The organism is Cytobacillus pseudoceanisediminis (genome assembly GCF_023516215.1).
Classification (GTDB): Bacteria; Bacillota; Bacilli; order Bacillales; family Cytobacillaceae; genus Cytobacillus; species Cytobacillus pseudoceanisediminis.
In genome coordinates this window covers 4,255,740-4,279,608 of sequence record NZ_CP097349.1, presented here as the reverse complement: position 1 = coordinate 4,279,608, position 23,869 = coordinate 4,255,740, and the positions used below count along the sequence as shown (strand labels likewise).

Here is a 23,869-nt window from a genome sequence, read left to right as displayed (position 1 = left end):
ATTGCCCGAAATGAGGAGGCGACTGCCCAGGGACGACAGGCATAAGACAGTTCCTGCAAGAAGGCGTTCTTCCTTCTGAAAGGAAACGGCTTATGACCCCGAGTCCCTAGGAGCCGAAACAAGACAAACCGAAATGTGTAGGCGACTGCTTAGGGACGACAAGCATAAGACGAGCCCTGCAAGAAGGTGTTTTTTCCTTCTGAAAGGGAATGGCTTATGTCTCGAGTCCCTAGGAGCCTCAACAAGACAAGCTTGTGATCTCGAGGGGGTAGGCTGCTTGCGCTAGACAATTATCGACGTTCAAAATTTTATACTTTTTTCGTAAAAAAAGAGTGCCGAATCATGGTTATTCAGCACTCTTCACTTTTATTATTTAATTAAATCCGCAAGTTCAGCTCCGATGGCCTTCTGCAATTCTTCCGCTTTGAGCTCCATCTGCATGCCAATTTTGCCTCCGCTGACAATAATCAGATCAAGTCCCGCTGCCTTTGCATCAACGAAAGAGGGATACTGCTTCTTCATACCGACGGGAGAGCAGCCGCCGCGGATGTAGCCGGTCAGCTTCTGGATATCTTTGACCGGAATCATTTCCACTTTCTTTTCGCCGGCTGCTTTAGCGGCTTTTTTCAAATCAAGCTCTTCTGCCACCGGAATGATAAAAACATAGATCTGCTTGCTGTGGCCTTGAGCAACTAGAGTTTTATAGACAGCTTCAGGATCTTTGCCAATCTTCGCTGCAACCGAAACCCCATCGATTTTGCCGTCCTGGTTGTCATATGTAATCAGTTCGTAATCCACTTTCTGAGCATCCAGCATACGCATCGCGTTTGTTTTACCCTTTGCCATTGCCTGCGCCTCCATTGGTTATTTTTCTCATTTTAGCATTTTAGGATAAATTTCAAAAAGGATCAGACTTATAAAAAAGCAGGACCCCTAAAAGGAATCCTGCTAACAAAGTTTATCTCAATCGATAAACACGGGCTTCATAAGGCTTAAGCATAATTGAATCCGAATCTTCATGCGTATCAACCGGATAGTTATTCAATAAAAGCTGATCATTAGAAAGCTTAAATTCAGCTTCAAAAGATGCCTCCTTTGTTGAAAGATTCGTGATGACGACTACCTTGTCATCATCTGATGTACGGGTATAGGCATAGATTTGCTTATCTTCTTCAAGAAGCAGATCGTATTGGCCATAGGTGAAGACTTCATTTTCTTTTTTCAATCGAATCATTTTTTTATAGAACGAAAGGATGGATTCCTGGTCCTGCGATTGGACTTCCACATTGATTTCCTTATAGTTCGGGTTAACCTTCATCCATGGCTGTCCTGTTGTGAATCCTGCGTTGTCCCTGGAAGACCACTGCATAGGCGTACGGCTGTTATCGCGGGAAGAGGCCCAGATGATATCCATGATTTCCTGATGGGACATGCCTTCCTCTTTTTTAAGGCGGTACAGGTTTTTCACGGCTACGTCATCATAATCGTCAATGGATGGGAATTGGACATTGGTCATGCCGATTTCCTGTCCCTGATAAATGAATGGCGTTCCCTGCATCAGGAAGTACATGGCACCCATGGATGTCGCGCTCTGGTGCCAGTATTCCTCATCATTTCCCCATGTTGAAACGACACGGGGCTTATCATGATTTTCGATAAATAAAGCGTTCCAGCCATCAGCTTCCAGACCTTTCTGCCAGCGGGTAAGAACTTTTTTCAGCTCGACAATATCAACCTCTGGATTGGTTTCTGCATCCCAAAGGCCAAGGTGTTCAAATTGAAAAATCATATCCATTTTACCCTGTTCCTCACCGACCCAAAGATCGGCTTCATCCACGGTAACACCGTTTGCTTCGCCCACTGTCATCACATCATAGTTCGCATATGTGCGATCTTTAAATTCCTTTAAAAATTCGTGAATGCCTTCCTGGTTCATATGCATATCGAAGGAAGAAACATACTTTTGCTTTTTTGGGTTCGGCATATCAGGCAGGCCGGCACGCTTTTTGATATGGCTGATGGCATCAATCCGGAAACCGTCGATTCCCTTATCCAGCCACCAGTTCACCGTATCATATAAAGCCTCACGGACTTCTTTGTTCTCCCAGTTTAAATCAGGCTGCTTCGTAGAAAAAACGTGCAGGAAATACTGTTCAGTCTTCTCATCATATTCCCATGCTGACCCGCCAAAAATGCTTTCCCAGTTATTCGGTTCCTTGCCATTCTTTCCGTCTCTCCAAATATACCAGTCCCTCTTCGGGTTCTCCTTGGATGAACGGGATTCGATGAACCATTGATGTTCGTCACTTGTATGGTTCAAGACAAGATCAAGAATCAGCTTCATATCGCGCTTATGGACTTCATCCATCAGCTGATTGAAATCCTCCATGGAACCGAAGTCTTCCATGATATCCTGGTAATCTGAAATATCATAGCCATTATCGTCATTAGGGGATTTGTACATTGGGCAAATCCAGATGACATCGATCCCCAATCCTTTAATATAATCAAGCCGCTGAATGATTCCCTGAAGATCACCAATTCCATCTCCGTTTGAATCCTGGAAACTGCGCGGATAAATTTGATATCCTACTGCTTCTTTCCACCAAACCTTCTTCATATTAACACCCTCAATTTATATAAATTTCTTTTTCAATCATCGCGGTGCGCAAACGTTTGCATTAAGCGGTATAAAAAAGCTGCCTGCTTTTAAGCATTTGCATACTACTACAGTAAGTGTAACGCTTACAATTGGATTTTTCAATACCCTTTTTCATGATAAAATCCTGCTAACAATTTAGAAGCCGCAGCTTTTTGGACTGCGGCTTCTCCTATATTATCAGGCTGGCTCCACTTGAAGCTGTTCCCGGTATGGTTTTAACGAATGATAGATAATTTTCTGCATGAAGGCTTTATCCATATCCGGCAGAAGCTTTTCAGCAAATGCCCATGCATTTTCCTCAATTTTCAATGCTGTGAGGCATCGTTCCTGCTCTGTTATGCAGGAATCAAGGTAATTGGCCAATTCCTCCAGCTCTGTATCTTCAGCATGACCAAGCTCATGAGCAAACACAACAGTGAAATAATCCAAAAAGCGATCAGCAGAAGAAAAGAGCTGCTGGCATTGTTTCATAATCTCTTCCATATAAAGCGTTATGGTATGTGTTCCCATGCTGTACTTTCCGCCAGCTATACGATTTCCCGGAAAATGATTCTCTAATTTAATCTTTGCCAGACTCCCCGATCTCTCCAATAACTCCCGAACGACTAGATCCAAGCTTTCTTTCTTCAATGCATACACCTTTCTCTATTTAATAGCTTATAGGCTATTATATGAGAAAAGAGCTCAGAAATAAACCAAATATTTACCCTTTAAATTCTATATTCAAACCAGTTCAGGTTAATTTTTGTCCTGCAGCAGCGATTTATGAATCCAAATGGCAGCCTGTGAACCCTCCCCCATTGCAATGGTTACTTGTTCTGAATGGGCTGCCACATCTCCAGCTGCCCAAACATTTTTGACACTTGTCATTTTCGAGCGGGGATCTGTCAGGATATGCTTATTTTCAAGGCGCTCTGCTCTGAGCTGCTTTGCCAGGTCAGACTTTACTTCGTTTCCTCCAAAGGCAATAAACCCTCTATCACCTGTGATTTTTTTACCATTTTCAAGCTGTACACCGTTGAATTTTTCGTCGTCTGCAAGTACCTTACATATAGATTCCTCAAGGTATTCAATCTTTTTTCTTTCAATTTCTCCAATAATTTCTGATCTGCCGGCTTTTTTCATGGTTGATGAAAACAAGATCATTTGTCCAATAAGACAATGTTAATGCCATATTTGCTCCGGCATTTCCAGAGCCGAGCACAATGGTGCGTTTATCCTTTACCTCATATCCGTCGCAGTCAGGACAGACATAGACAGAAATGCCGAGACAAGGCATTAATTCGGGGAAGGGCGGCAGCCGGTCCATAATACCCGTTGCAAGTAAAATCCGTTTTCCCACATATTTATTGCCCTTTTGGGATGAAACCTCAAATCCTCCATCTGTCTTTTCTGCGTGCTCCACTTTTTCATTAACAAACTTCACTCCAAGGCTTTCTGCGTGCTTCTTCCCAATCTCCCGGAGTTCAGGGCCGCTCACGCCATCCGGATAGCCTAAGATATTATGATAGCTTTTGCATATCGTGGAGCGCCCATCATTGGAATCAAGCACCAGCACCTTATGTTTATATCTGCCCAGCTGAATGGCAGCCTGCAGTCCCGCAATACCTCCTCCAACAATCAGGCAATCATAATTCAATTGAAATTCCTCCTTTTCGTTCCAAGATAGGCTATAGTTGTAAACTACCCAGAAAATCCTTTTCTAAATACAAAAAAGGAGAGTTTCATCACTGAAACTCTCCCCAAGCTCATTTATTCATATGTGCAAGAAAGCCGCCAAGAAGAGTATCCAGGTCTTCTTCGCTTTCCTCTTCAGTTTGACCTTCTGCATTTTCTTCCTGTTCCTGTTTAGCTTTATCCCAATCAAAGTCAAGCAAATCATCTTCAATATCGGTCAGTTCAGCTTCAGAAAGTTCGTCTTCTTCTAAAGCTGCAGCTGCCGAATCATACTGACTCACTGAATGCCTCGGCTCCTCCTGCAGATAAAGAGCTTCATCAATATCAGAAGATCGGCTGTTCAAAGAAGCCAGCAGGGAAGTTGCACGCACGGGATCCGTAATCAGCTGATAAAGGATGCTGCCGAGCAATGCTTCTGAGTGCTCATGCTTTAGCCAGTCGCGCTGGATTTTGCTTAACCCCTTGGGAAGGGGAATGGTAATAGTTTCCCGGTCTTTTGATTGAGAGCTGCTGACTCCCTGCATCACAAACTCTGCAATCTTACTGGAAAAATTCCGTTTTTCGGTTTCCTTGAGCTTTTGCAGATGCTTCAAAATATGATCAGGTGTGTCAGATGGCACCCGAAAGGATACGGATTGTCCTCTCTTAATTTCAGAAGAGGAAGCTTTACTCATGAAAAATCACCCTAGTTGGCTTTAACAGGTTTTTTATCCTGGTCCGCCTTGTCTTTATTCGTTCTTCTTGAAAAATCAGAGATCAGCTTGTAATAAGCATTGGCCATCATCCAGATGCTTTCTTTTTCATCCTCAAAGAAGTCAATGTTATAGCCATCCAGATTGTTATTTAATGTTTTCAGATAATCTTTTAAAACAATAGAGCCGCCGCCGACAAAGTAGCAGATTTCCGTCTGGGAGTTTTTCTGCCAAACGTTGCGGAGTAGGCGATACTGCTTCTTAGCCAGATCAAGCAAAATTCGGTCTGTAATATCATGTACGCTTGTCCGGCTTCCTTTTACCATAATATGATTGCGGTCATTCTTTTTCGTGATGATTTCCACGACATCCCGACGGCTGTCGAGTTCAACGCCATGTTTCGAACGAATCTCCTCACGGATGGATTCAAGAGCTTCAGATACCCCAAGGTTGAAGCCCTGCGCTTTGTCATCATCAACATTGCGGTTTTTAATGACAGCAATATCCGTTGATAGTCCGCCGATATCCTGAATTAAAATACGCTTATCAATTAAATCCTTATTGATGATATTTAAGTTGTTGTCCATTACAAGGTTGATATAAGCAGCAAAGCCTTCAGGATATACCTTAATTTCATCAAACTTGATATTTACTTTTTGCCCCTGGTACTTCGGTGTCACAAGGAACTCAACCTGATGGACAGAGCCCAGCAATTTGGAACGGTAGCCCGCATCCTTGCCTTCCTTTACTTCACGAAGAGGAAGTCCTGTTCCCAGTGTGTAGTTTGCATCAATCACATTCCCGGACTTTTTAAAGCCTGTGGAACCATCTTTCTGCACAGCATCCAATGCCAAAGCAGAGAATAGCATGACTAATGTCTGATCTTCTTCAGATTTGCTGCTGCCCGGATCTAATTCAGTAGCGTTATCGCTTTTCGTTGCCAGGTGCCCCACACGATAAATCGCATTGTTTTCTTTCAGGGCAGGGGAGTGGACTCTGATATGTATGCCTTCAAGCGGATTTTTGCTGTCAAGTTCTTCTATCCCGATAACCGGGCGGTCCTCAACATCTCTCGCAATCACATTCGGTATATTTAATTCTGAATCCAGTTTTCCAAAGATTGCTTTAATAGAATCGTTTCCTACGTCAACTGCTGCAATTCTTGAATTCGTCAAATCATTCAATCCTTTCATTCTCAAATATAGAGCTATTGTTTTAAGAGTAATTCAGATTGAGAGATTAATCAATGTAAGGAAATGAAAAGTAATCAAAGCGTAAAGACGTAAACAAATTGTAAACTTATACCTACATTGTATACACTTTCCGTATACAAGTAAACAATATTGAACACATCCTTACACACCAACATGTACACGTGTTTGTATACTTGTTTACATTTTTGAATACAACTGCAAACAATATCGCATACTTGTATTCATTTTTGTTTACAACCAAGTTTATTTGGTATTTTTCCTGAAATTTGATAGTTTAAGAGATAAAATAATATCCTGCTTGTCTCTAACAAAAATGAAATAAAATAGATAATATTAAAAAATTTAGAAAATATATTAAATTTGTCTACTTTCTAGAAAAAAATTCCTATAAAATAGAGGTATAACAACAGGCAAAGGAGTACAGAAAGATGCAAGGCTCCAGAATATTTATGGTTTCGCTTTTTATTGTTTCACTTTTTACAGCTCTGATCTCGGACGGGATCATTGTCGAGAGCTCTTCATATATAAAAGCACTCTTCATATACTTGCTGTTTTCCTGCTTGTATCACCATTTGCGGATTATCAGCAGAAACGGAAATACGTCCATCGATTATGGAATTAATTACAGTCTCTCCATTGGGCTTTTTACAGGGCCATTAGGTTTATTTATATTTGAAGTCATCTATCGATTTAGTGTTTATTTATATAAGAAACAAACAAAAACAGACGATCCGGATGAATTTTTCCATACGTTTTATAACATTGGCTCCTTTGTGATGAGCAACTCTATTGCATTCTATTTATTCAATCTGCTGTATCCCCTCTTTCAGGATGCGGCATTCGGCTTTTGGATAATCATGCTTATTCTGATTACCGTAACATCCATGCTTTCAGACATCTTCCTGATTACCGTGTTTAAATTGACAGGAGACATAAAAACGAAGCAGGAAGCGATTGATTTTATCAAAACAAGAAGTGTACTGGATATGGGGAAGATTGCCTTTACTAATGGTCTTTTGCTGTTATTTCTTAATGAGGGCAAATGGGAGATGCTCATAAGTCTGTTTATACTTAATTATCTTGTCAGCCGTTCCTTTCTGTCGAAATCACAGATGCTGCAGAATAAAATCGAACGCGATAAATTTGAGCAGATGGCCTATACCGACTTCCTTACTGGTGTTTTTAACCGTGCTTATATGGATAAAAAAATGACGGAACTTAATCAATCGGCGGAACACATCGCGATTGTAGTGGCAGATATCGACAAGTTCAAAAGGATTAATGATAGCTATAACCACGCCGTGGGCGATCAGGCAATCAGGCACTTTGCCGACTCATTGAAGAGCTATCTTTCCAAAGATGATTACTTGTTCAGAAGCGGCGGAGAGGAATTTACCATAATAATGAGATTCAGGTCATATGAAGAATGCTTGAATTTAGCTCAGAAGATACGCAAAGGCATTGAAAACAGCACATTTCATGCCGATTTTAAAGACCAGTCCATTTCTCTATCCTACACAGCATCCTTTGGCCTCTTTTACTATAAAGTGAACAAGCTCCTTTCTATTGAAAAAGCCTATGTTTACGCAGACCAGCTCCTTCTGCAGTCTAAGGACATGGGAAAAAACAGGCTATCCTCCAGGGAAGAATCAATTCATCAGCATAGCCCTAAAGAAGCAGTACTTACAAACGCATAAGGATATTTGCAGCAGCCGCCGGTTTGAGCGGCTTTTTTTATGGGAATAATACCCCTGTTTTTAGATAAGTTTTAATACTGTTATTATTCTGAAAAAACGTTCTTTTGTTTAAATCTCTGGAAAAATCTATTTATTCCGCCTAAAAAGTCAATAATAACCATCGTTACATAAAATTTTTTTTGACAATTAGGAACTATGAAAGATATTATAGAATAGCTAAAAGGAGGATGAAACATGTCAGATTTTAATAGGCAGAAAATTGTTGAAAGTGTGCCTCAAAAGGTTTCTTTGGACATCCTAAAGGCTTGTTCACACTTTTCTTCACTGAATTTTGGGAGCGCTTTTCTTATTATGGAATGAGAGCGATCCTTGTATTCTATATGTATTATGAGGTTTCAAAAGGCGGTTTAGGCCTGGATGAGCCGACAGCTTTAGCTATCATGTCCATTTATGGGTCATTGGTGTATATGTCAGGAATCATCGGCGGATGGATAGCCGACAGATTGCTCGGAACCTCCAGAGCTGTATTCTATGGCGGAATTTTAATCATGCTCGGCCATATTGCCCTTTCTATTCCTGGCAGCCTGGCTATGTTCTTTGTTTCCATGGTGCTGATCGTATTAGGTACTGGATTATTGAAGCCAAATGTATCAAGCGTGGTTGGGGATATTTACAGCCCGGAAGATAACCGCCGCGATGCAGGTTTCAGTATTTTCTATATGGGTATCAACCTTGGCGGATTCCTTGCGCCTTTAATTGTCGGAACAGTTGGAATGGATTATAATTTCCACCTAGGTTTCGCCATTGCTGCCGTTGGTATGTTCTTTGGCTTATTAGTGTTTGTTTTTACGAAAAAGAAAAATCTTGGATTAGCAGGAACTTATGTATCTAATCCATTATCAGCAGATGAAAAAGGTAAGGTTTATACAAGAATTGGCCTTGGTGCTGCTGTTGTTGCCATTTTAGTGGCAGTCGGCATCCCAACTGGTCTTTTAACATTTGATTCGTTTATTGCCCTTGTTGGTGTTCTTGGTATTGGGCTTCCGATTATTTACTTTACTGTAATGTACCGCAGCCCGAAAACAACAGAAGTGGAACGCTCACGCATCATTGCTTATATTCCATTATTCATTGCATCTGTTATGTTCTGGGCTATCCAGGAGCAGGGTTCAACGATTCTTGCGAATTATGCGGACAAGCGTACCCAGCTTGACTTTATGGGTCTTGATATTTCACCGGCATGGTTCCAGTCTCTTAACCCATTGTTCATCATTTTCTTTGCGCCAGTATTTGCCTGGCTATGGGTGAAGCTTGGCGACCGCCAGCCTTCAGTGCCGCAGAAGTTCTCCCTGGGCCTATTATTCGCTGGTTTATCTTTCCTTGTGATTCTGCTGCCAGCATACCTTGGCGGTACAGATTCTCTTGTAAGTCCATTATGGCTGGTCCTTAGCTACTTTATTGTTGTTCTTGGTGAGCTTTGCTTATCTCCAGTCGGACTTTCAGCCACAACAAAATTAGCGCCTGCTGCTTTCTCGGCGCAAACGATGAGCCTTTGGTTCCTATCAAATGCGGCCGCACAGGCAATCAATGCACAGATTGTTAAGTTCTATTCACCAGAAACAGAAATGACTTATTTCGGTGTAATTGGTGCAGCTGCGATCGTGCTATCCATTATCCTATTCATGTTGAGTCCTAAGATTCAAGGATATATGAAGGGTGTACGTTAATAGAAAAGCGGAAGCCAGAAGAGTGTATGCTCTTCTGGCTTTTTTTGTATCTGCTCGGCCGGTAAATTCGGCAGTTTAGCCGGTATTTCTGCGGTTTTGGCCGGTATTTCTTTCAAATCGGCCGGTAAATGTTCTATTTGGGCCGGTAAACAGCAGTCTTCATTCTTTCCACTCTTCAAGCATCGGCCCCTCATCACCATAGACAGGATCAGTCTGCGGAACAGGGACATTTTTTATTTCTGCCAATGCTTGTACACGATCTGATGGGTCTTTTTTCTTCATATTCGGGCTTGTTCCGCCAGGATAGGCACCTACGACTTCGAAGTCCGGACTGCTTTCCGCATTCTTATGCCCTGTCCCTGCCGGGAGGAGAATAACATCGCCCTGATGGAGTTCAAGGCGCTCGCCCTGGTCACCGCCGATGAGGACGGTTGCTTGTCCTGCTTTGACACCCAGTACTTCATGAGTATTGCTGTGATAATGATGGTAATCATATACCCCGCCCGTCCAGCTGCCGGTCCATTGATGTCTGTTAAAAGCCGCCTCTATTTCATCAGGCTGCTCCTTAAAAACGGCCTTGTAGATGATAACAGGAAGGTCCGGATTGTTGGGTATTTGTCCATCATCCGCCAGCTGAAATGTTTGGGTTTGGCTATTCATGTGAACCTCTCCTTTCGTATTGCTTCAATTTCTTTGTTTAAACGTGTCTCCGCCTTTGATGGTTCCGTTTTGGAATCCTTTGTAGAACCATGACTTTCTTTGTTCTGACGTTCCATGGGTAAAGCTTTCCGGCACTACATAGCCCTGCGCCCGTTTTTGAAGGGTGTCGTCCCCTACTGCCGTTGCAGCATTCAGGGCTTCTTCCAGATCGCCTTCCTCTAAATATCCCATTCCCTGTGCATGGTTGGCCCAAACGCCTGAATAATAATCGGCCTGCAATTCAAAACGGACAAGATACTGATTAAACTTTTCTTCACTCATTCTCTGACGGAGCGGCATGATTTCCTCAGTCGTTCCAAGCAGGGTCTGCACATGGTGCCCTACTTCATGGGCTATGACATAGGCCATGGCAAAATCGCCAGGAGCCTGGAACTTTCTTTGCAGTTCTTCGTAAAAGCTTAAATCAATATACAATTTTTGGTCGCCCGGACAATAAAAAGGCCCAACGGAAGAGGACGCTGCCCCGCATGCAGACTGTACGCTGCCTGAATATAAAACAAGGGTCGGCTCCTCATATTGCAATCCCTGTTCTTCGAATATTTCCGTCCAGACTTCCTCTGTATCCGCAAGCACAACAGAGACAAAATCAGCAAGCTCTTTTTCCTGTTCTGATTCTTCATACGGTACAGCTGTGCCAGAATCTGTTCCGGCCATATTGCCTAAAAGCTCTCCCGGATCACCGCCGAGGAAGGTAAATATCAATAAAATAATAATTCCGCCGAGGCCGCCGCCAATCAGGGTTTTTCCCCCTCCGCCCATGCCTCTTCGGTCTTCTACATTAGAACTCGCTCTTCTGCCTTTCCACTTCATGATTCAGCCTCCTACTGAAACGCCATTTATCATTCATTCATTTCATTAGTGTATACCCGAATTGAAGGGATTTATTAACTTAGCAGAATTAAAAATAGGTGCCTGCTGCAAACAGGCACCTTTACCCTTATTATTTTTCTATCGCGCCAGCCGGATCATAGAGGTCCAGGTCAATATCCACCTCTTGCCCGAGAGCAAGCTTGGCAAGCTGGGCACCCAGAAACGGCCCTGCGGTCAGCCCTGAGGCTCCAAGTCCATTTGATATGTAAAGACCCTTTATGCCCGGAATTTGGCCGATAATGGGCAAGAAACCGGGTGTATAGGGACGGAAGCCCACACGTGCTTCTGTGAACGTTCCATCAGACAATCCAGGGGCTATTGCTAGCGCTTTTTCAAAAATTTCATTTAGGCCGCCAGCTGTCACCCTTAGATCATAGCCTATATTATCTTCATGGGTGGCACCAACGACGATGCGGCCGCCTTCAAAAGCCAGAATGTATTGATTGTTTGGCGGCATCACAACAGGCCATTTGCCCGTTTCCTCCTCTTCAAGCTGAAGATGGACAATCTGCGCTTTTTGCGGCTTTACATCCAATTGAATACCAAGCGGCTTCAAAAGCTCACCAGCCCACGCTCCAGCCGCTGCGATGACACTATCTGCTTCATATTGCTTTCCGCCGGCTTTTACTGCCGTGACCCTGTCTCCTTGGCACAAAAGTTCAGCAGAGCTATGAACCAATACAGCACCATGTTTTTCAGCTGCCCGCAGCAGGGCGTCCCTTAATTCCCGGCCGTTGACGCGCGCCGCTCCGCTTACATGTACAGAGGCATATTCCTTTGATAAAGGCGGAAACAGCTCCAATGTCTGGTCTTGAGATAATGGTGTAATCTCTCCCAGTTCAGGTGCATCACCGCGTCTTGTTGCTGCTCGTTCTTCCATTTTTTCAAGCTTTACAGGGTCGGTATGAAGGCTGACGGCTCCTACCTTCTGATAGCCCGTCTTCGTCTCTCCGTCCTTTTCAAGCTCCCGGATTAATGTTTGATAATAGGCCGCTCCCCTTTGGCCAGCGCGTACCACGCCTTATTCCGCCGCTGTGTCAGCCAGGGGCAGATAATTCCGGCCGCTGCGTCTGTTGCCTGACCCGGGTCTTTGCGGTCGATAACGGTGACATTTGCACCTGCCTTAGCCAAATGGTAGGCTGCAGAGGCCCCCAGGATTCCTGCACCAATGATGATATGACTTTTCATAATGACTCCTTTTTGCGATCTAGTTTGCCACTTATTTTACAAGAGTTTGGGGCAGTGCACAAAATAATCATGGCAGACGCGTATTCATATTTGCACGGTGATATTGCTGGAAAGCTGCTGGGGCGCGGGGTGACCGATAAAGTGGTATTTTGACCGATATCGGCCGATATATATAAAATCTGACTGATATACCTGGCACAGCGGCCTGATAAGTTAATTTCCCCCTGTATCTGATCCAGCAATTGAAAAATTCCTTTCTGACAGCTATCCAGCAACTATTTCCATATAAAAAAACTGCATGACAGGCATAAAACCCATCATGCAGCTTCATTAAAATGGCTTATTCGGTTCATAGGTCGGCTGCTGGTTTTGTGCCTGATACTGCTGGCTTTTGGCTGCCGCGTCCTGGACATTTTCTTCAAGGGCAAATTCTGTGTCCATTCCTTTTTGAATTGGTCCGCCTGGTTTTGGGCGGCTACGACCTGCTGCTCTTCTGTTACTTTATTCGGCTGCTTTGGCATTCCTATCTCTCCTTTATTTTAGAAGTATAGCTATAGATTTTCCAAAGCTGCAGGCACTATTCACCTTTTTACAGGTCCACCTTAGTTCCGATGCCTTCAAGAATTGCTTTTTCATAAACGGCTGCAGCCACAGCGAGGTCAAAGTAGGCAATGCCGACTGATTTAAAAAAGGTAATCTCTTCATCGTTTTCTCTGCCTGCGATCACTCCGGCTGATAATTGTCCGAGTTCGCCGTGAAGGTTCGAGAAGCTCCAGATGCCTTCTCTGGCAGGAATAATGAAATCACCTGCTTCCTCTTTGACCCCTTCCAAGGTATCTGCGACGATTTTAGAGCTTCGCAGCAGTGTTTCTGCGTCGACTTCCTGCATATGCGGAAGATAGGAGCCTACCCCGTTAATATGCGTACCCGGCCGGAGGGCCTTGCCTGTGAACACGGGCTTTTCCGAGCGGGTGCTGCAGATAACAATATCCGCCCGGGAAACAGCTTCATCGGCATTTTCCAAGATGATCACCGGACCATTGAATTCATGAAATTTCGCAGAAAATTCTTGTGCCTTTGCAGCCGTCCGGTTGTAGAGTAAGATTTCCTCTATTTCACGGACCTCCAAAACGGCCTGCAGCTGCTCTTCAGCCATTGCCCCGCACCCGATCACAGCCACAGATCTTGCCGATTTTTTTGCCAGATGCTTAGTGGCAATCCCGCTCACGGCCCCGGTCCGGAGCCTTGTCAGGTAAGAGGCATTCATGCATGCGAGATGCTCTCCATTATCTGTATCGCTTAGCAAAATGACTCCTTGAGTCGTTTTTTTGCCGATCGCAGGGTTCTCAGGAAAAATGGTGACCACCTTCACAGCCGTTTTGCCAATTGGCGGCATGGCACTCGGCATATAAAGGGCAGATGCCTGTTTCTCCGGAAAGTCCAGGACGGTTCTATGGGGATTCTGGATTTTCCCTTCCAGATGATGTACCAGGGCATTTTCCAGATCTTTAATGGCTGATTCCATCGTATAGATGGATTTGATTTCTTTTTCAGATAATAAAAGCATGAAATCTACCTTTCTAAGCTTTTTGGTCGGTTTGTCCGAAGCCTGTATGGAATGCATCATCTCCTGGAAGATCAGAATCAAGGTCCTGATTGCTTCGGTCACGGACGGATGAAATCGCAATCAAAGAGATGGCAGCTGCAAGCATGATGTATAACGCTACAGGAACATAGGAATTGTCATACGCATTCAGCAGGGCAGTTGCAACGAGAGGAGCGGTTCCTCCTGCCAGAGCGGCTCCTATTTGATAGCCCAGTGTGATGCCGGTATAGCGGACATTCGACTTAAATATTTCTGAAAACATAGTCCCAAGTACAGCGGTAATTGGAGCCCAGATGATCCCGAGACCCAATATGGTAGCCACAACCAGCAGAAACGCCGAACCCTGATGAAGCAGCCAGAAGTATGGAAAGGCGTAAAGCATCATCAGGACCGTTCCGCCCACATATAGCTTTTTCCGGCCAACTTTGTCAGACAGTTTTCCCATGATCGGGATTAGTATTGTAGTAATTATCGTTGCAATCGTAACGGCATTCAGAGTAACAGTGCGTGAGAATCCAAGCTGTGTTGTCGCATAGGAAACAATAAAGGTTCCGAAAATATAAAATGGCGCTGTCTCCACCACTTTTGCGCCGACTGCAATCAATACTTCCTTCCAATGGCTGCGCATGGTTTCCACAAACGGAATCTTCGCGATTTCTCCTTTCTCCTGGGCCTTTTTAAAGGATGGTGTTTCATCAATCCCTTTGCGGATCCATAAGCCAAAAAAGACAAGCAGGGCACTTAGGATGAACGGGACACGCCATCCCCATGATAAAAAGGCTTCCTCAGGCAATAAAGTCATGATGGATAAGGCAAGCGTTCCAAGGAGCATTCCGATGGTGACACCCATTTGCGGAATGCTTCCAAAAAAGCCGCGCCGATTTTTTGGGGCATACTCAACAGCAAGCAGCAATGCGCCGCCCCATTCTCCTCCAAGGCCAATACCTTGTATTAAGCGTAAAATGATCAGCAGGATCGGTGCTGCCGTGCCAATATTGTCGTAGGTAGGCAAAAAGCCCATGAGGACAGTTGCACCGCCCATAAGGGATAGTGTGAGGACAAGAGTCTTCTTTCTGCCGATTTTATCGCCGATGTGGCTGAAAATTACCCCGCCAAGCGGGCGGATAAAGAAAGCAAGTGCGAAAGAGGCATATGCCAGCATCAAACCGACAGCCGGGTCATCGCTATGAAAAAACATTTGATTAAATACAAGTGCAGCAACCGTCCCGTACAAAAAGTAATCAAACCATTCGATGGAACTTCCGATCAGGCTTGCGATCAGCACTTTCTTTTCTAATTTCTTTTCCATTCCATTTCCCCCTCTCTTGACTGTAAAAATGTACAAGTTCATCATAGTTTATATTATTTTGATATTTCAATATATTTTTAAAATTGGCTGATAAATAGAACTTATTTACCTGCCCAATGCCTAAGGTGAAAGTATGGGAATGTTTTTGTTATAATCATAGTACTTAGATGGAATTTGACCTTAACTGGAGTGAACACGTTGAATACAAAAAAAGCACTGCCTCTTTTATTCGCAGTTATGTTTCTTGTTATGGTGGGGTTTGGAATCATCATACCTGTCATCCCCTTTTATGCGGAAGAATTAGGGGCCTCCCCACTGAACTGGGCCTATTAATGGCCGTTTATTCGTTGATGCAGCTGCTGTTTGCGCCTATGTGGGGGCGCGTTTCCGATAAAATCGGACGCAAACCGGTCATAATGATCGGTATTTTTGGCCTTGGCCTGTCTTTTTTCATGATGGCCTTATCCACTGAGCTTTGGATGCTGTTTGCTGCCAGAGTTATCGGCGGCTTCCTGTCATCTGCCAATATGCCGACTGTCATGGCCTATGTAGCGGATATTACATCTGAAGAAGACCGCGGAAAAGGGATGGGAATCATTGGAGCTGCGGTTGGCTTAGGGTTTATTTTTGGTCCGGCAATCGGGGGCATCTTTTCCCGGGAAAGTTTGAACATTCCTTTCTACGCGGCAGGAACATCTTCATTTATTACATTTTTCCTTGTCATGCTTGTGCTGAAGGAATCCCTTTCACCAGAGCAGCGCAGCCAGGGAGCTGCTAAGCGTCCAGGACTTTTAACAGCTTTAAGCGGAAACACTGGAATTCTGTTTATCCTTCAGCTGTTTGTTTCGTTGTCACTGGCAGGCCTGGAAGCAACTTTCGCGTATTTTGCGGCTGACAAAGCTGGCCTTGGGACCGTAGAGCTTGGCTATATCTTTATGATCATGGGGTTTGGAGGCGCCCTTGTACAGGGCGGTTTAGTAGGAAGAATGACGAAAAAGTACGGAGAAGGAGCCGTGATTCAACTGGGGATCATCATCTCCGCCATTGGCTTTGGACTTATTCTCCTGGTTGACAGTTTTACCACAGCAGCGATATTCTTAACAGTTTTCGGAATCGGAAACGGGTTTATCCGCCCGAGCGTATCTTCCCTGCTGACAAAGACATCTCAAACTGGACACGGCAGTACGACCGGCCTGCTGTCATCATTTGACTCCCTGGGACGTATTATCGGGCCCCCGCTTGGCGGCTGGCTTTTTACCATGAGCATCGGTGCCCCGTACATCTCGGGAATCCTGCTTTCCGGATTGGCATTCGTGTTGTACCGTGTTTATTCTGCGAAGGTAAACAGAACCCAATCGATTACATCTTAAAATAGGTAAAGGAGGCCGCTTATGCCTCCTTTTTCTATTTCTGCAATATAGCCTGAATCACATGCCCCGTACCTGTATGGCCTTTTCCTTCGACTCTCTCCTGTTCGCCATAAAAGAAATGAAGGACTTTATAGCTCTTAATCCATTGGAGAAGATCTGCGGGATCATACACCATATCAACACTTTTCGGCCCGCCTGTTCCATAGAGGAGCTGATCCTCCGAATAGACTTCAAGCATGACGATTCCACCCGGCTTTACAACAGAAACGAGCTTATCGAAAACAGTCTTTTGATCTTTTTTCAGAAAGTGGCCGAAAACCATAATCGAAGCATCATACTCCCCTGATGGTACAGAATCATGAATGAGATCCTTCTGCCCTGTTTCTACTCTGACATGATGGCGTTCAGCCAGCTGCTGTGTTTTTATTAGCCCGCTTTGTGTATAGTCCCATGCGGTTACCTCATGCCCCTTTCTTGCAAGGAACACAGCATTTCGGCCCTCACCCTCGGCCAAAGCAGCAACTCGTTTGTGTCCCTCAAGCCGCCACGCATGCTCTCTGATAAATTCATTGGGCTCTTCACCATATAAATATCCTTCTGCGGAGAACTTTTCTTCCCATAGATTTGCCAATAGAACCACTCCTTCCTGATAAGGTATTCTAGAAGTGGTTATGGAAATCCTATTGTATAATGGAAAAAATGCCGGCTTAGGAGGATGATGACGATGAAAGAGCTGACAGCGATGGAAGAGGTGCATCAGTTTATTCAGAGCGCCGAGCTTGGTCTTATTTATGTGCTGACTGACAGCTGAAGCGTCTGTCATGGCCTGCTTCCTCAGGTTGAGGAAGTGTTGAAGGATTATCCCGGTATAGAATCCCGGTCTGTGAATGCAGGAAAGGTCCCTGAGATAGCCGGGTTCCTCATGGCTTTTACAGTGCCTGTGATTGCCTTATATCTGGATGGAAGAGAAGTTCTGAGAGAGGCGCGATTCATACCGGTCGAGAAGCTTCGAGATGATTTGAAGAGGATCTATGAGGGTGTTTTTGATGTATAAAACAAGGACTGACGGTGCTTTTCCGCCGGTCCTTGTTGACTATTCCAGCTGATGGTTATTAAAAATCAGCATTACATAAGCACAAGGATGCGATTATTAAAATTAATAGATTTGCAGTATTATTATCTTCCCCTATTAAATAACCCCAAATTTTATTGTCATAAATACCTACAGACACTCCCAATCAACCATCAATTTATCAAAATCTAATTCTTTTAGCCCAGAATTAACACTTAAATTGCCTTTTAATTTCCCCAATTAACAGAATGTTCTTTCTTCCTTATACTTTTCAATAGAACCTTATGAACTATGAATCAAGTTGTAAGAGGTTGTTGTTTGATTATTTAAAGCAGTTTAATAGGGGTGCTTTCCCAGCTGCTTTAAGGGTGAACCACTATACTTTTGAAGAGGAGAATGGGCACGAATGGGAGATTTCAGGTTTAAAAAGCAATTAACAGCTGCCATGGCTGCTGCTATGCTGGCTGTTCCGCCCCTGCAGGCTGCGGCTGATGATTCAGGGAAAGGCATTCTAAAAGGCGCAGATGGCAAAGCGGCAATAACTGATCTGCAAGGGATGAATGCAAAAGCCAGTAAAGGCAAGCATGACATCACCCTTATCACGGGTGATGTCGTAACCGTAACCGAATTTGAAGATGGAAAGAATATCATTCATGTTGAACCAGCGGATCCCTCCGCAAGTGGAGCACGTATTTTGACAGCCAACAAAGAAACGTATGTCATTCCTGATCAGGCTATGCCATATCTGGCTTCCGGATTTTTGGACCAGGATTTGTTCAATATTACGGCTTTAATTAAAGACGGCTATGATGATGAGAATCAAAAGGAATTGCCGGTCATCATTCAATATTCCGAATCCAAAGGCCGTTCAGCTGTTGCTCATCCAATCCCAAAAGGCTCAAAGAAAACCCATGTACTTGAAAGCATAGATAGTGTAGCAGTCACAGCTGATAAGAAAGAAACAAAGGGATTCTGGAAAGAAATTACTAAAGCAAACAAAACCCCCAAGAAATCTAAAGCCGCACTGGCTCCAGGGATTGAAAAAATCTGGCTGGATGGCCGTGTCGAAGCTTCTCTTGAACAAAGTGTCCCTCAGATTGGAGCCCCTTCAGCTTGGGAATCCGGCTATGATGGAACAGGCGTAAAGGTGGCTGTTCTTGATACCGGAATTGATCCAGAGCATCCGGACATTGCAGGCCAATTGGATGAGGCAGTGAGCTTCGTTCCAGGAGAAGAAGTAACCGATATGCATGCACATGGGACACACGTGGCTTCCACAGTGCTTGGGACCGGGGAAGCCTCCGAAGGACGGTATCAGGGTGTGGCTCCAGGCTCACGTCTTCTTGTAGGAAAAGTCCTGAGTAATGAAGGCTTTGGCCAGGATTCATGGATTATTGATGGAATGGAATGGGCTGCTGAAAATGCCAAAATCGTTAATATGAGCCTGGGCAGTTCTGAACCAAGCGATGGAACGGATCCAATGGCTCAAGCTGTAAACAATCTTAGTAAAGAAACAGGTTCCCTGTTTGTTATTGCTGCCGGGAACACTGGCAGTGAAGGAATCGGATCACCAGGAGCTGCTGACGATGCTCTTACTGTTGGCGCCGTAGACAAGTCCGACAATCTTGCCTGGTTCTCGTCTAAAGGGCCTAGCTTTGGAAGCTCAGGATTAAAGCCTGATCTCACTGCTCCTGGAGTAGGAATCATGGCTGCACGTTCTCAATATACGAACCAGGGAAGCGGCTCTTACATGAGCATGGATGGCACCTCTATGGCAACACCTCATGTTGCTGGAGCTGCAGCCCTTCTCTCCCAGCGCCACCCTGAATGGACCGGAGAACAGCTTAAAGAAGCTCTGATGAGCACCACAAGGAAGCTGGAGGACATTAGCCCTTTTGAAGGCGGAACTGGCCGTCTTGATGCTGAAGCTGCAGTGCTTGGTAATATAAGGGCCACTGGTTCCCTCGACTTTGGCTTCTATGACTGGCCTCATGAGAATGATGTTCCTGCTGAGAAGACCATTACGTATACAAACGATAGCGGACAGGATGTGACATTGGATCTGTCAATATCGATGAAAGATAGCCATGACACCGATGCTCCTGCCGGAATGGTAAAGCTTTCATCAGAAAAAGTGACTGTTCCAGCTAATGGAATTGCCGAGGTCACCGTTACACTGGACCCGAATAATGGTGATTTTGGCTCCCGTTATCAGGGTCATATCAGTGCTTCAGCAGAAGGCCAAAAGATTGTCCATACGTCTTTAGGCATGATTAAAGAAGATGAAAGGTATCCCCTTACCATAAAGGCAGTTGATCGGGATGGGGAAGCTGCCTCCGCATACTTCTACCTGTTGGGACCAACTGGCGATCCTCAGTTCATGTCTGTGGAAGGCACGAAGGAGCTGCGGCTGCCGAAAGGAACGTATTCCGTTATGTCCATGATGGACGTTGATGCTGATACAGATCATGCAGGTGTTGCACTTGTCGGCGACCCGGAAATTAACCTGGATGGACCTCAGACAGTTATGCTGGATGCGCGCAAGGCCAACGAGATTACTGTTGATGTTCCAAAAGAGACAGAAGCCAATTATCGGAAAATGGAATATTACCGCAGCATAAATGGAAACGACGTGAATGACATTTACATTTTGCCAGTATTGGTGGATAAAATGTACGCTGCACCTACAGAGAAAGTTAACGTTGGTGAATTCACACAGGCTACGCGCTGGCGCCTGGCGGAACCTATGCTGACAATCGGTTACAAAGGAAAGGAATTGGATGATATCCCGCAGGCAGGCAGCACTCTCCTGAATGGGAAGTATAATTTGAAGGCTGTCTATGCCGGAAATGGATCTCCAGAGGATTATGAAAATCTGGATGTAAAAGGAAAAGCCGCAATTGTGCAGCGCAGTGATGAATTAACAGGATCAGAACGTGCTGCAGCAGCGTTAGCAGCAGGAGCAAAACTATTGATTACCGTTAATGATGGACCTCAGGAGCTTAGTGAATGGGTAGGAATAGAAAATGAGGATTTTTCACTTTCCAACAGCCCTCTACCGGTTGCTGGCATCAGCAGCACTGAAGGCAAAGAGCTGATCGCAGCTGCCAAGTCTGGAAAATTGACTTTAAAAGTCGAGGGTACACCTGACTCGGATTACTTATATGACCTGGTGGACATGCATCATCAGGCAGTGCCTAAAGAGGTAAACTATTCTCCGAAATCGAAGGACCTTGTTAAAATCAACTCTGAATATAAATCAGACCGTCCTGCTCCGGGTGCTGAGTTCAGGTACGATATTCTGGCGCACAGCTTTGCCGGAGTAGGCTTCCTGCAGACCCTGTCACTTCCGTCTGTCAGAACAGAGTGGGTATCGGCACAAAAAGGCACATCATGGTACCACCAGGCTGGTGTTCTCGATGCCCAGTGGGAAGTAAGACAGCCAAAAGTGGATTACAAACCGGGTCAAACGTTGAATGAAGAATGGTTTTCACCAGTCGTCCGTCCTCGTTTTGGTGATGGTTTCTGGGCTCCATACCGTTCAGGCAATAATTTGATATTAAATGTTCCTGCCTGGGCTGACTCAGGACCTGGACATACGGGAGCTGACATGAATTACCCTGGCGATCAGACATTAAAGCTATATCAAGGGGATAACCTGGTTAAAGAAGGAAAGGGCCAGGCACTCTACTTATTTAATGAATTTCCGGAAGAAAAAACCCAGTACAAACTCGTAAGTGATGCTGCCCGTGATGCAGAGCGCTGGAACACATCAGTCCGTACACATACGGAGTGGACATTCTGGTCACAGAAGCAAGGAGAATTCCAGGCTGCTCTTCCGCTGATTTCTATTGATTATAAAGTGGACACTGACATGTCAGGCAACTCCACGGCCGGTAAAAAGATTAAGCTTGATTTATCAGCTGTTCAAATAACCGATGCTCCGGAAAACGGCCAAATAAAAGGAGCAGCCCTGGAGGTGTCTTTTGATGAAGGAAAGACATGGGAAGCTGCAAAGTTAGTTTCTAAGGGCAATGGCTGGTCCGCCGAAATCAAGCATCCAAATAAGAAGGGAACCTCTGTCTCCCTGCGTGCCAGTGCATGGGATGATGCAGGCAATCGTGTAAATCAGGAAATCATCAAGGCTTATGGATTAAAATAATGAAAAAATGATGAACCTCTTGTTAAGCAGCGGATTGCGTACAGAGCAGATGTGAACCAGGCAGCCAATGCCTGGTTCACTTTTTTAATAGATTAGTTAACCGCCTAACTCCGCAACCCTCCAGGGCAGCTTTTGGAGGATTCGGCGACCTTTATAGCTCGCCTTACGCTTTTCTAATTGCTATGCCCTATAATGGCTTGTCAGTTCAGACAATGACCTTGCCAGAGAGTTGAGTTTCATCCCAATTTTATCCGTTTTCTCCATTTGTCCTGTTTGAATGACGCTGGCAGCAAGCATCTCTTCTGCACTTGCCAATGTTTCCTGTGAAACAGAGGAGAACTGTTCAGCTCCCTGTTCAAGCTGCGGAAGCGTTTTTTCCAGGCCTTTCAGCTCCGTTTGCATGGTTTGGAGCTTTCCGCTTACATTCGAAATCTCTTTCATCAGCTCGTCCAATGATATTTTGGATTGGCCTGCCATTTCAAGATTGCCTTTTATCTCCGTATGGAGCTGGTCAAATTCCTCTGAAGCTCTGAGTGTTATATTCTCCATATTTCTTATTCCCCGAGTGATATCTTCTGCGGCACCTGCAGATTGCTCAGCCAGTTTCCGGACTTCTCCTGCGACCACGGCAAAGCCTTTCCCTGCCTCTCCTGCCCGGGCAGCCTCAATGGAAGCATTTAAGGATAACAGCCTTGTTTGTTCAGCAATTCCCTTTACCATTCCGACAAGATTTGTAATCGCTAAGGAATGGTCTTTGACCTCTTTTATTGTCAGGGTCAATTTTCCAAATTCTGAACCAAAGGAATGAATGGCAGCGATCAGATCACTGATGCTGTTCCCGCCGCGCCTGGCAGAGTCATTCATCACCTCCGAGCTGCGGTTTACACTTTGCATATGTAAAAACATGTCTTCGAACTTATCTTTCATTTCTTTAAAACTGGACGCACTATTTTCAGAACTGGCTGCGGTTTGCTCTGCCCCCATTTTCACGAGGTGAATGGCTGATACCAGCTGCTGTCCGCTTTCAAGAGCGCTGAAGGATGATCCTTTCAGCTCATTGCCCGTACTCTCAAGCTCCTTCGTTGTGCCGGTCAGCTCCCGCAGCAGGCTCCTCATTTGTTCAATCATGCTGTTATAACTTTTCTGCAGAGAAACCATTTCGGGAATTTCTGTATGAATCTCAAGCGTGTTTTGCAGGTTTCCTTCCCGAACCTCCCGCATGGTGTTTCTTAATAAGTTCAAAGGCTTCGTTATTTTTCTTACAAAAAGACTAATAATGGCTGAAGCAGCCGATAAACTGATCACAATCGCTGCAATCATAAAATACCCGATCGCATGCACATCAGACATATACGCTTTTGCCGGGATGAGGACTACATAGACGCCGCTAATTTCCTTCATCTCCTGAAAGGCCGCTGTATAATCTGTCCCGTTCATCTCAATGTGTATGACTCCATTTTTCATTGTGCTGATCTCATTGATCGTACCCCTTGAAAAAGCGGCATCTGACTTGCTGCTGACCTTAAAAGGCGTAAGCTTGTTATCTGAAAGATAGAAAAAATCAGAGTCAATCCCATCTGCCTGCAGCTTTTTCTGCTGAGAACGGACACTGGCCTCGAGCTGCTGCTTAAAGTACGAATCATCACTGACATACACAAACTTTAAGTTTTCCGCTATGTATCCCATTAATTCCGCTTCTCTTGCCAATCTATCCTCAATTGTTTTGATTGCCATGTCCTTTGTTTTAAGATAGGAACTAACTCCCACTGCCGCTATCGACAGCAGCAGCAGGGTAAAGAACAGTGCCAATAATCTTGTTCCCAGGTTCAGCTTATGGCTGAAGGCTGCCGCAAAGTTATTCAGCCGTTTCTTCATTTATCCAAAACCCCCAAATTATCATACT

Annotated in this window: 18 protein-coding genes and 3 pseudogenes; 5 read left to right on the top strand and 16 right to left on the bottom strand. The window is 44.7% G+C overall.

All coding sequences use genetic code 11. The annotated features are described in order from the left end of the window. Positions 1 to 369: 369 nt before the first annotated feature. The 6 genes and pseudogenes from ybaK to M5V91_RS23025 all read right to left on the bottom strand — a co-directional run bounded on the left by ybaK (position 370) and on the right by M5V91_RS23025 (position 6,206). Complete coding sequence (gene ybaK / locus M5V91_RS23050) at positions 370 to 846, bottom strand: Cys-tRNA(Pro) deacylase (protein WP_009332365.1); 477 nt, start codon at positions 844 to 846, stop codon at positions 370 to 372. Between the two features lie 112 nt (positions 847 to 958). Next, complete coding sequence (locus M5V91_RS23045) at positions 959 to 2,620, bottom strand: glycoside hydrolase family 13 protein (RefSeq protein WP_009332366.1); 1,662 nt, start codon at positions 2,618 to 2,620, stop codon at positions 959 to 961. 219 nt (positions 2,621 to 2,839) lie between these two features. After that, the gene (locus tag M5V91_RS23040; protein ID WP_226280657.1) at positions 2,840 to 3,301 is read right to left on the bottom strand and encodes a hypothetical protein; all 462 of its coding nucleotides are present in this window, start codon (positions 3,299 to 3,301) and stop codon (positions 2,840 to 2,842) included. A gap of 99 nt (positions 3,302 to 3,400) precedes the next feature. Continuing rightward, positions 3,401 to 4,301 (bottom strand): annotated as a pseudogene (locus tag M5V91_RS31010) (NAD(P)/FAD-dependent oxidoreductase). A gap of 109 nt (positions 4,302 to 4,410) precedes the next feature. Further along, positions 4,411 to 5,013, bottom strand: a complete 603-nt coding sequence (locus tag M5V91_RS23030) for a hypothetical protein (protein WP_071158230.1) — start codon at positions 5,011 to 5,013, stop codon at positions 4,411 to 4,413. 11 nt (positions 5,014 to 5,024) lie between these two features. Then, positions 5,025 to 6,206 carry a ParM/StbA family protein gene (locus tag M5V91_RS23025; protein WP_019380538.1) on the bottom strand — a complete coding sequence of 394 codons (1,182 nt, stop codon included), beginning with the start codon at positions 6,204 to 6,206 and terminating at the stop codon, positions 5,025 to 5,027. 467 nt (positions 6,207 to 6,673) lie between these two features. Here M5V91_RS23025 and M5V91_RS23020 point away from each other — a divergent pair, with 467 nt between their 5' ends. Both M5V91_RS23020 and M5V91_RS23015 read left to right on the top strand, forming a co-directional pair. Further along, positions 6,674 to 7,942, top strand: a complete 1,269-nt coding sequence (locus tag M5V91_RS23020) for a GGDEF domain-containing protein (protein WP_192907983.1) — start codon at positions 6,674 to 6,676, stop codon at positions 7,940 to 7,942. Between the two features lie 234 nt (positions 7,943 to 8,176). Continuing rightward, a pseudogene (locus tag M5V91_RS23015) lies at positions 8,177 to 9,669 on the top strand (peptide MFS transporter). Here M5V91_RS23015 and M5V91_RS23010 read toward each other — a convergent pair. From M5V91_RS23010 to M5V91_RS22980, 8 genes are all read right to left on the bottom strand, one after another. After that, complete coding sequence (locus tag M5V91_RS23010) at positions 9,666 to 9,848, bottom strand: hypothetical protein (protein ID WP_251174339.1); 183 nt, start codon at positions 9,846 to 9,848, stop codon at positions 9,666 to 9,668. The pseudogene M5V91_RS23015 and the gene M5V91_RS23010 overlap by 4 nt on opposite strands. Next, positions 9,829 to 10,329: a cupin domain-containing protein gene (locus M5V91_RS23005; protein ID WP_251174340.1), complete on the bottom strand. Its 501-nt coding sequence runs from the start codon at positions 10,327 to 10,329 to the stop codon at positions 9,829 to 9,831. The genes M5V91_RS23010 and M5V91_RS23005 overlap by 20 nt, the downstream gene beginning before the upstream one ends. 24 nt (positions 10,330 to 10,353) lie before the next feature. Then, a complete protein-coding gene (ypfJ, locus tag M5V91_RS23000; RefSeq protein ID WP_019380534.1) occupies positions 10,354 to 11,199 on the bottom strand; it encodes a KPN_02809 family neutral zinc metallopeptidase in 846 nt (281 codons plus the stop codon). A gap of 130 nt (positions 11,200 to 11,329) precedes the next feature. Next, positions 11,330 to 12,277, bottom strand: coding sequence for an NAD(P)/FAD-dependent oxidoreductase (locus tag M5V91_RS22995; RefSeq protein WP_439649947.1), 948 nt, complete (start codon positions 12,275 to 12,277; stop codon positions 11,330 to 11,332). Next, entirely contained in the window at positions 12,232 to 12,447 is a 216-nt protein-coding gene (locus M5V91_RS31005; RefSeq protein ID WP_439649946.1) for an NAD(P)/FAD-dependent oxidoreductase, read from the bottom strand. Before M5V91_RS31005 ends, M5V91_RS22995 begins: the two co-directional genes overlap by 46 nt. Positions 12,448 to 12,764: 317 nt before the next feature. Next, positions 12,765 to 12,968 (bottom strand): hypothetical protein, encoded by a 204-nt coding sequence (locus M5V91_RS22990; protein ID WP_284521513.1) that lies wholly within the window; start codon positions 12,966 to 12,968, stop codon positions 12,765 to 12,767. A 68-nt stretch (positions 12,969 to 13,036) separates the two neighbouring features. Continuing rightward, positions 13,037 to 14,014 carry an ornithine cyclodeaminase family protein gene (locus M5V91_RS22985; RefSeq protein WP_026041609.1) on the bottom strand — a complete coding sequence of 326 codons (978 nt, stop codon included), beginning with the start codon at positions 14,012 to 14,014 and terminating at the stop codon, positions 13,037 to 13,039. A 13-nt stretch (positions 14,015 to 14,027) separates the two neighbouring features. After that, positions 14,028 to 15,362 (bottom strand): MFS transporter, encoded by a 1,335-nt coding sequence (locus M5V91_RS22980; protein WP_009332378.1) that lies wholly within the window; start codon positions 15,360 to 15,362, stop codon positions 14,028 to 14,030. 198 nt (positions 15,363 to 15,560) lie between these two features. On the opposite strand from M5V91_RS22980, the pseudogene M5V91_RS22975 reads away from it, so the two are divergent. Beyond that, positions 15,561 to 16,732, top strand: a pseudogene (locus M5V91_RS22975) (MFS transporter). A gap of 34 nt (positions 16,733 to 16,766) precedes the next feature. Here M5V91_RS22975 and M5V91_RS22970 read toward each other — a convergent pair. Then, positions 16,767 to 17,363 carry a class I SAM-dependent methyltransferase gene (locus tag M5V91_RS22970; RefSeq protein WP_192907989.1) on the bottom strand — a complete coding sequence of 199 codons (597 nt, stop codon included), beginning with the start codon at positions 17,361 to 17,363 and terminating at the stop codon, positions 16,767 to 16,769. Between the two features lie 216 nt (positions 17,364 to 17,579). Between M5V91_RS22970 and M5V91_RS22965 the strand changes: the two genes are divergently transcribed. Both M5V91_RS22965 and M5V91_RS22960 read left to right on the top strand, forming a co-directional pair. After that, entirely contained in the window at positions 17,580 to 17,786 is a 207-nt protein-coding gene (locus M5V91_RS22965) for a YbbN family protein (protein WP_251174342.1), read from the top strand. Positions 17,787 to 18,210: 424 nt separating this feature from the next. Beyond that, the gene (locus tag M5V91_RS22960) at positions 18,211 to 21,966 is read left to right on the top strand and encodes a S8 family serine peptidase (protein WP_251174343.1); all 3,756 of its coding nucleotides are present in this window, start codon (positions 18,211 to 18,213) and stop codon (positions 21,964 to 21,966) included. Positions 21,967 to 22,146: 180 nt separating this feature from the next. On the opposite strand, the gene M5V91_RS22955 is transcribed toward M5V91_RS22960, so the two are convergent. Beyond that, positions 22,147 to 23,841 carry a methyl-accepting chemotaxis protein gene (locus M5V91_RS22955; protein ID WP_251174344.1) on the bottom strand — a complete coding sequence of 565 codons (1,695 nt, stop codon included), beginning with the start codon at positions 23,839 to 23,841 and terminating at the stop codon, positions 22,147 to 22,149. Positions 23,842 to 23,869 lie beyond the last annotated feature (28 nt).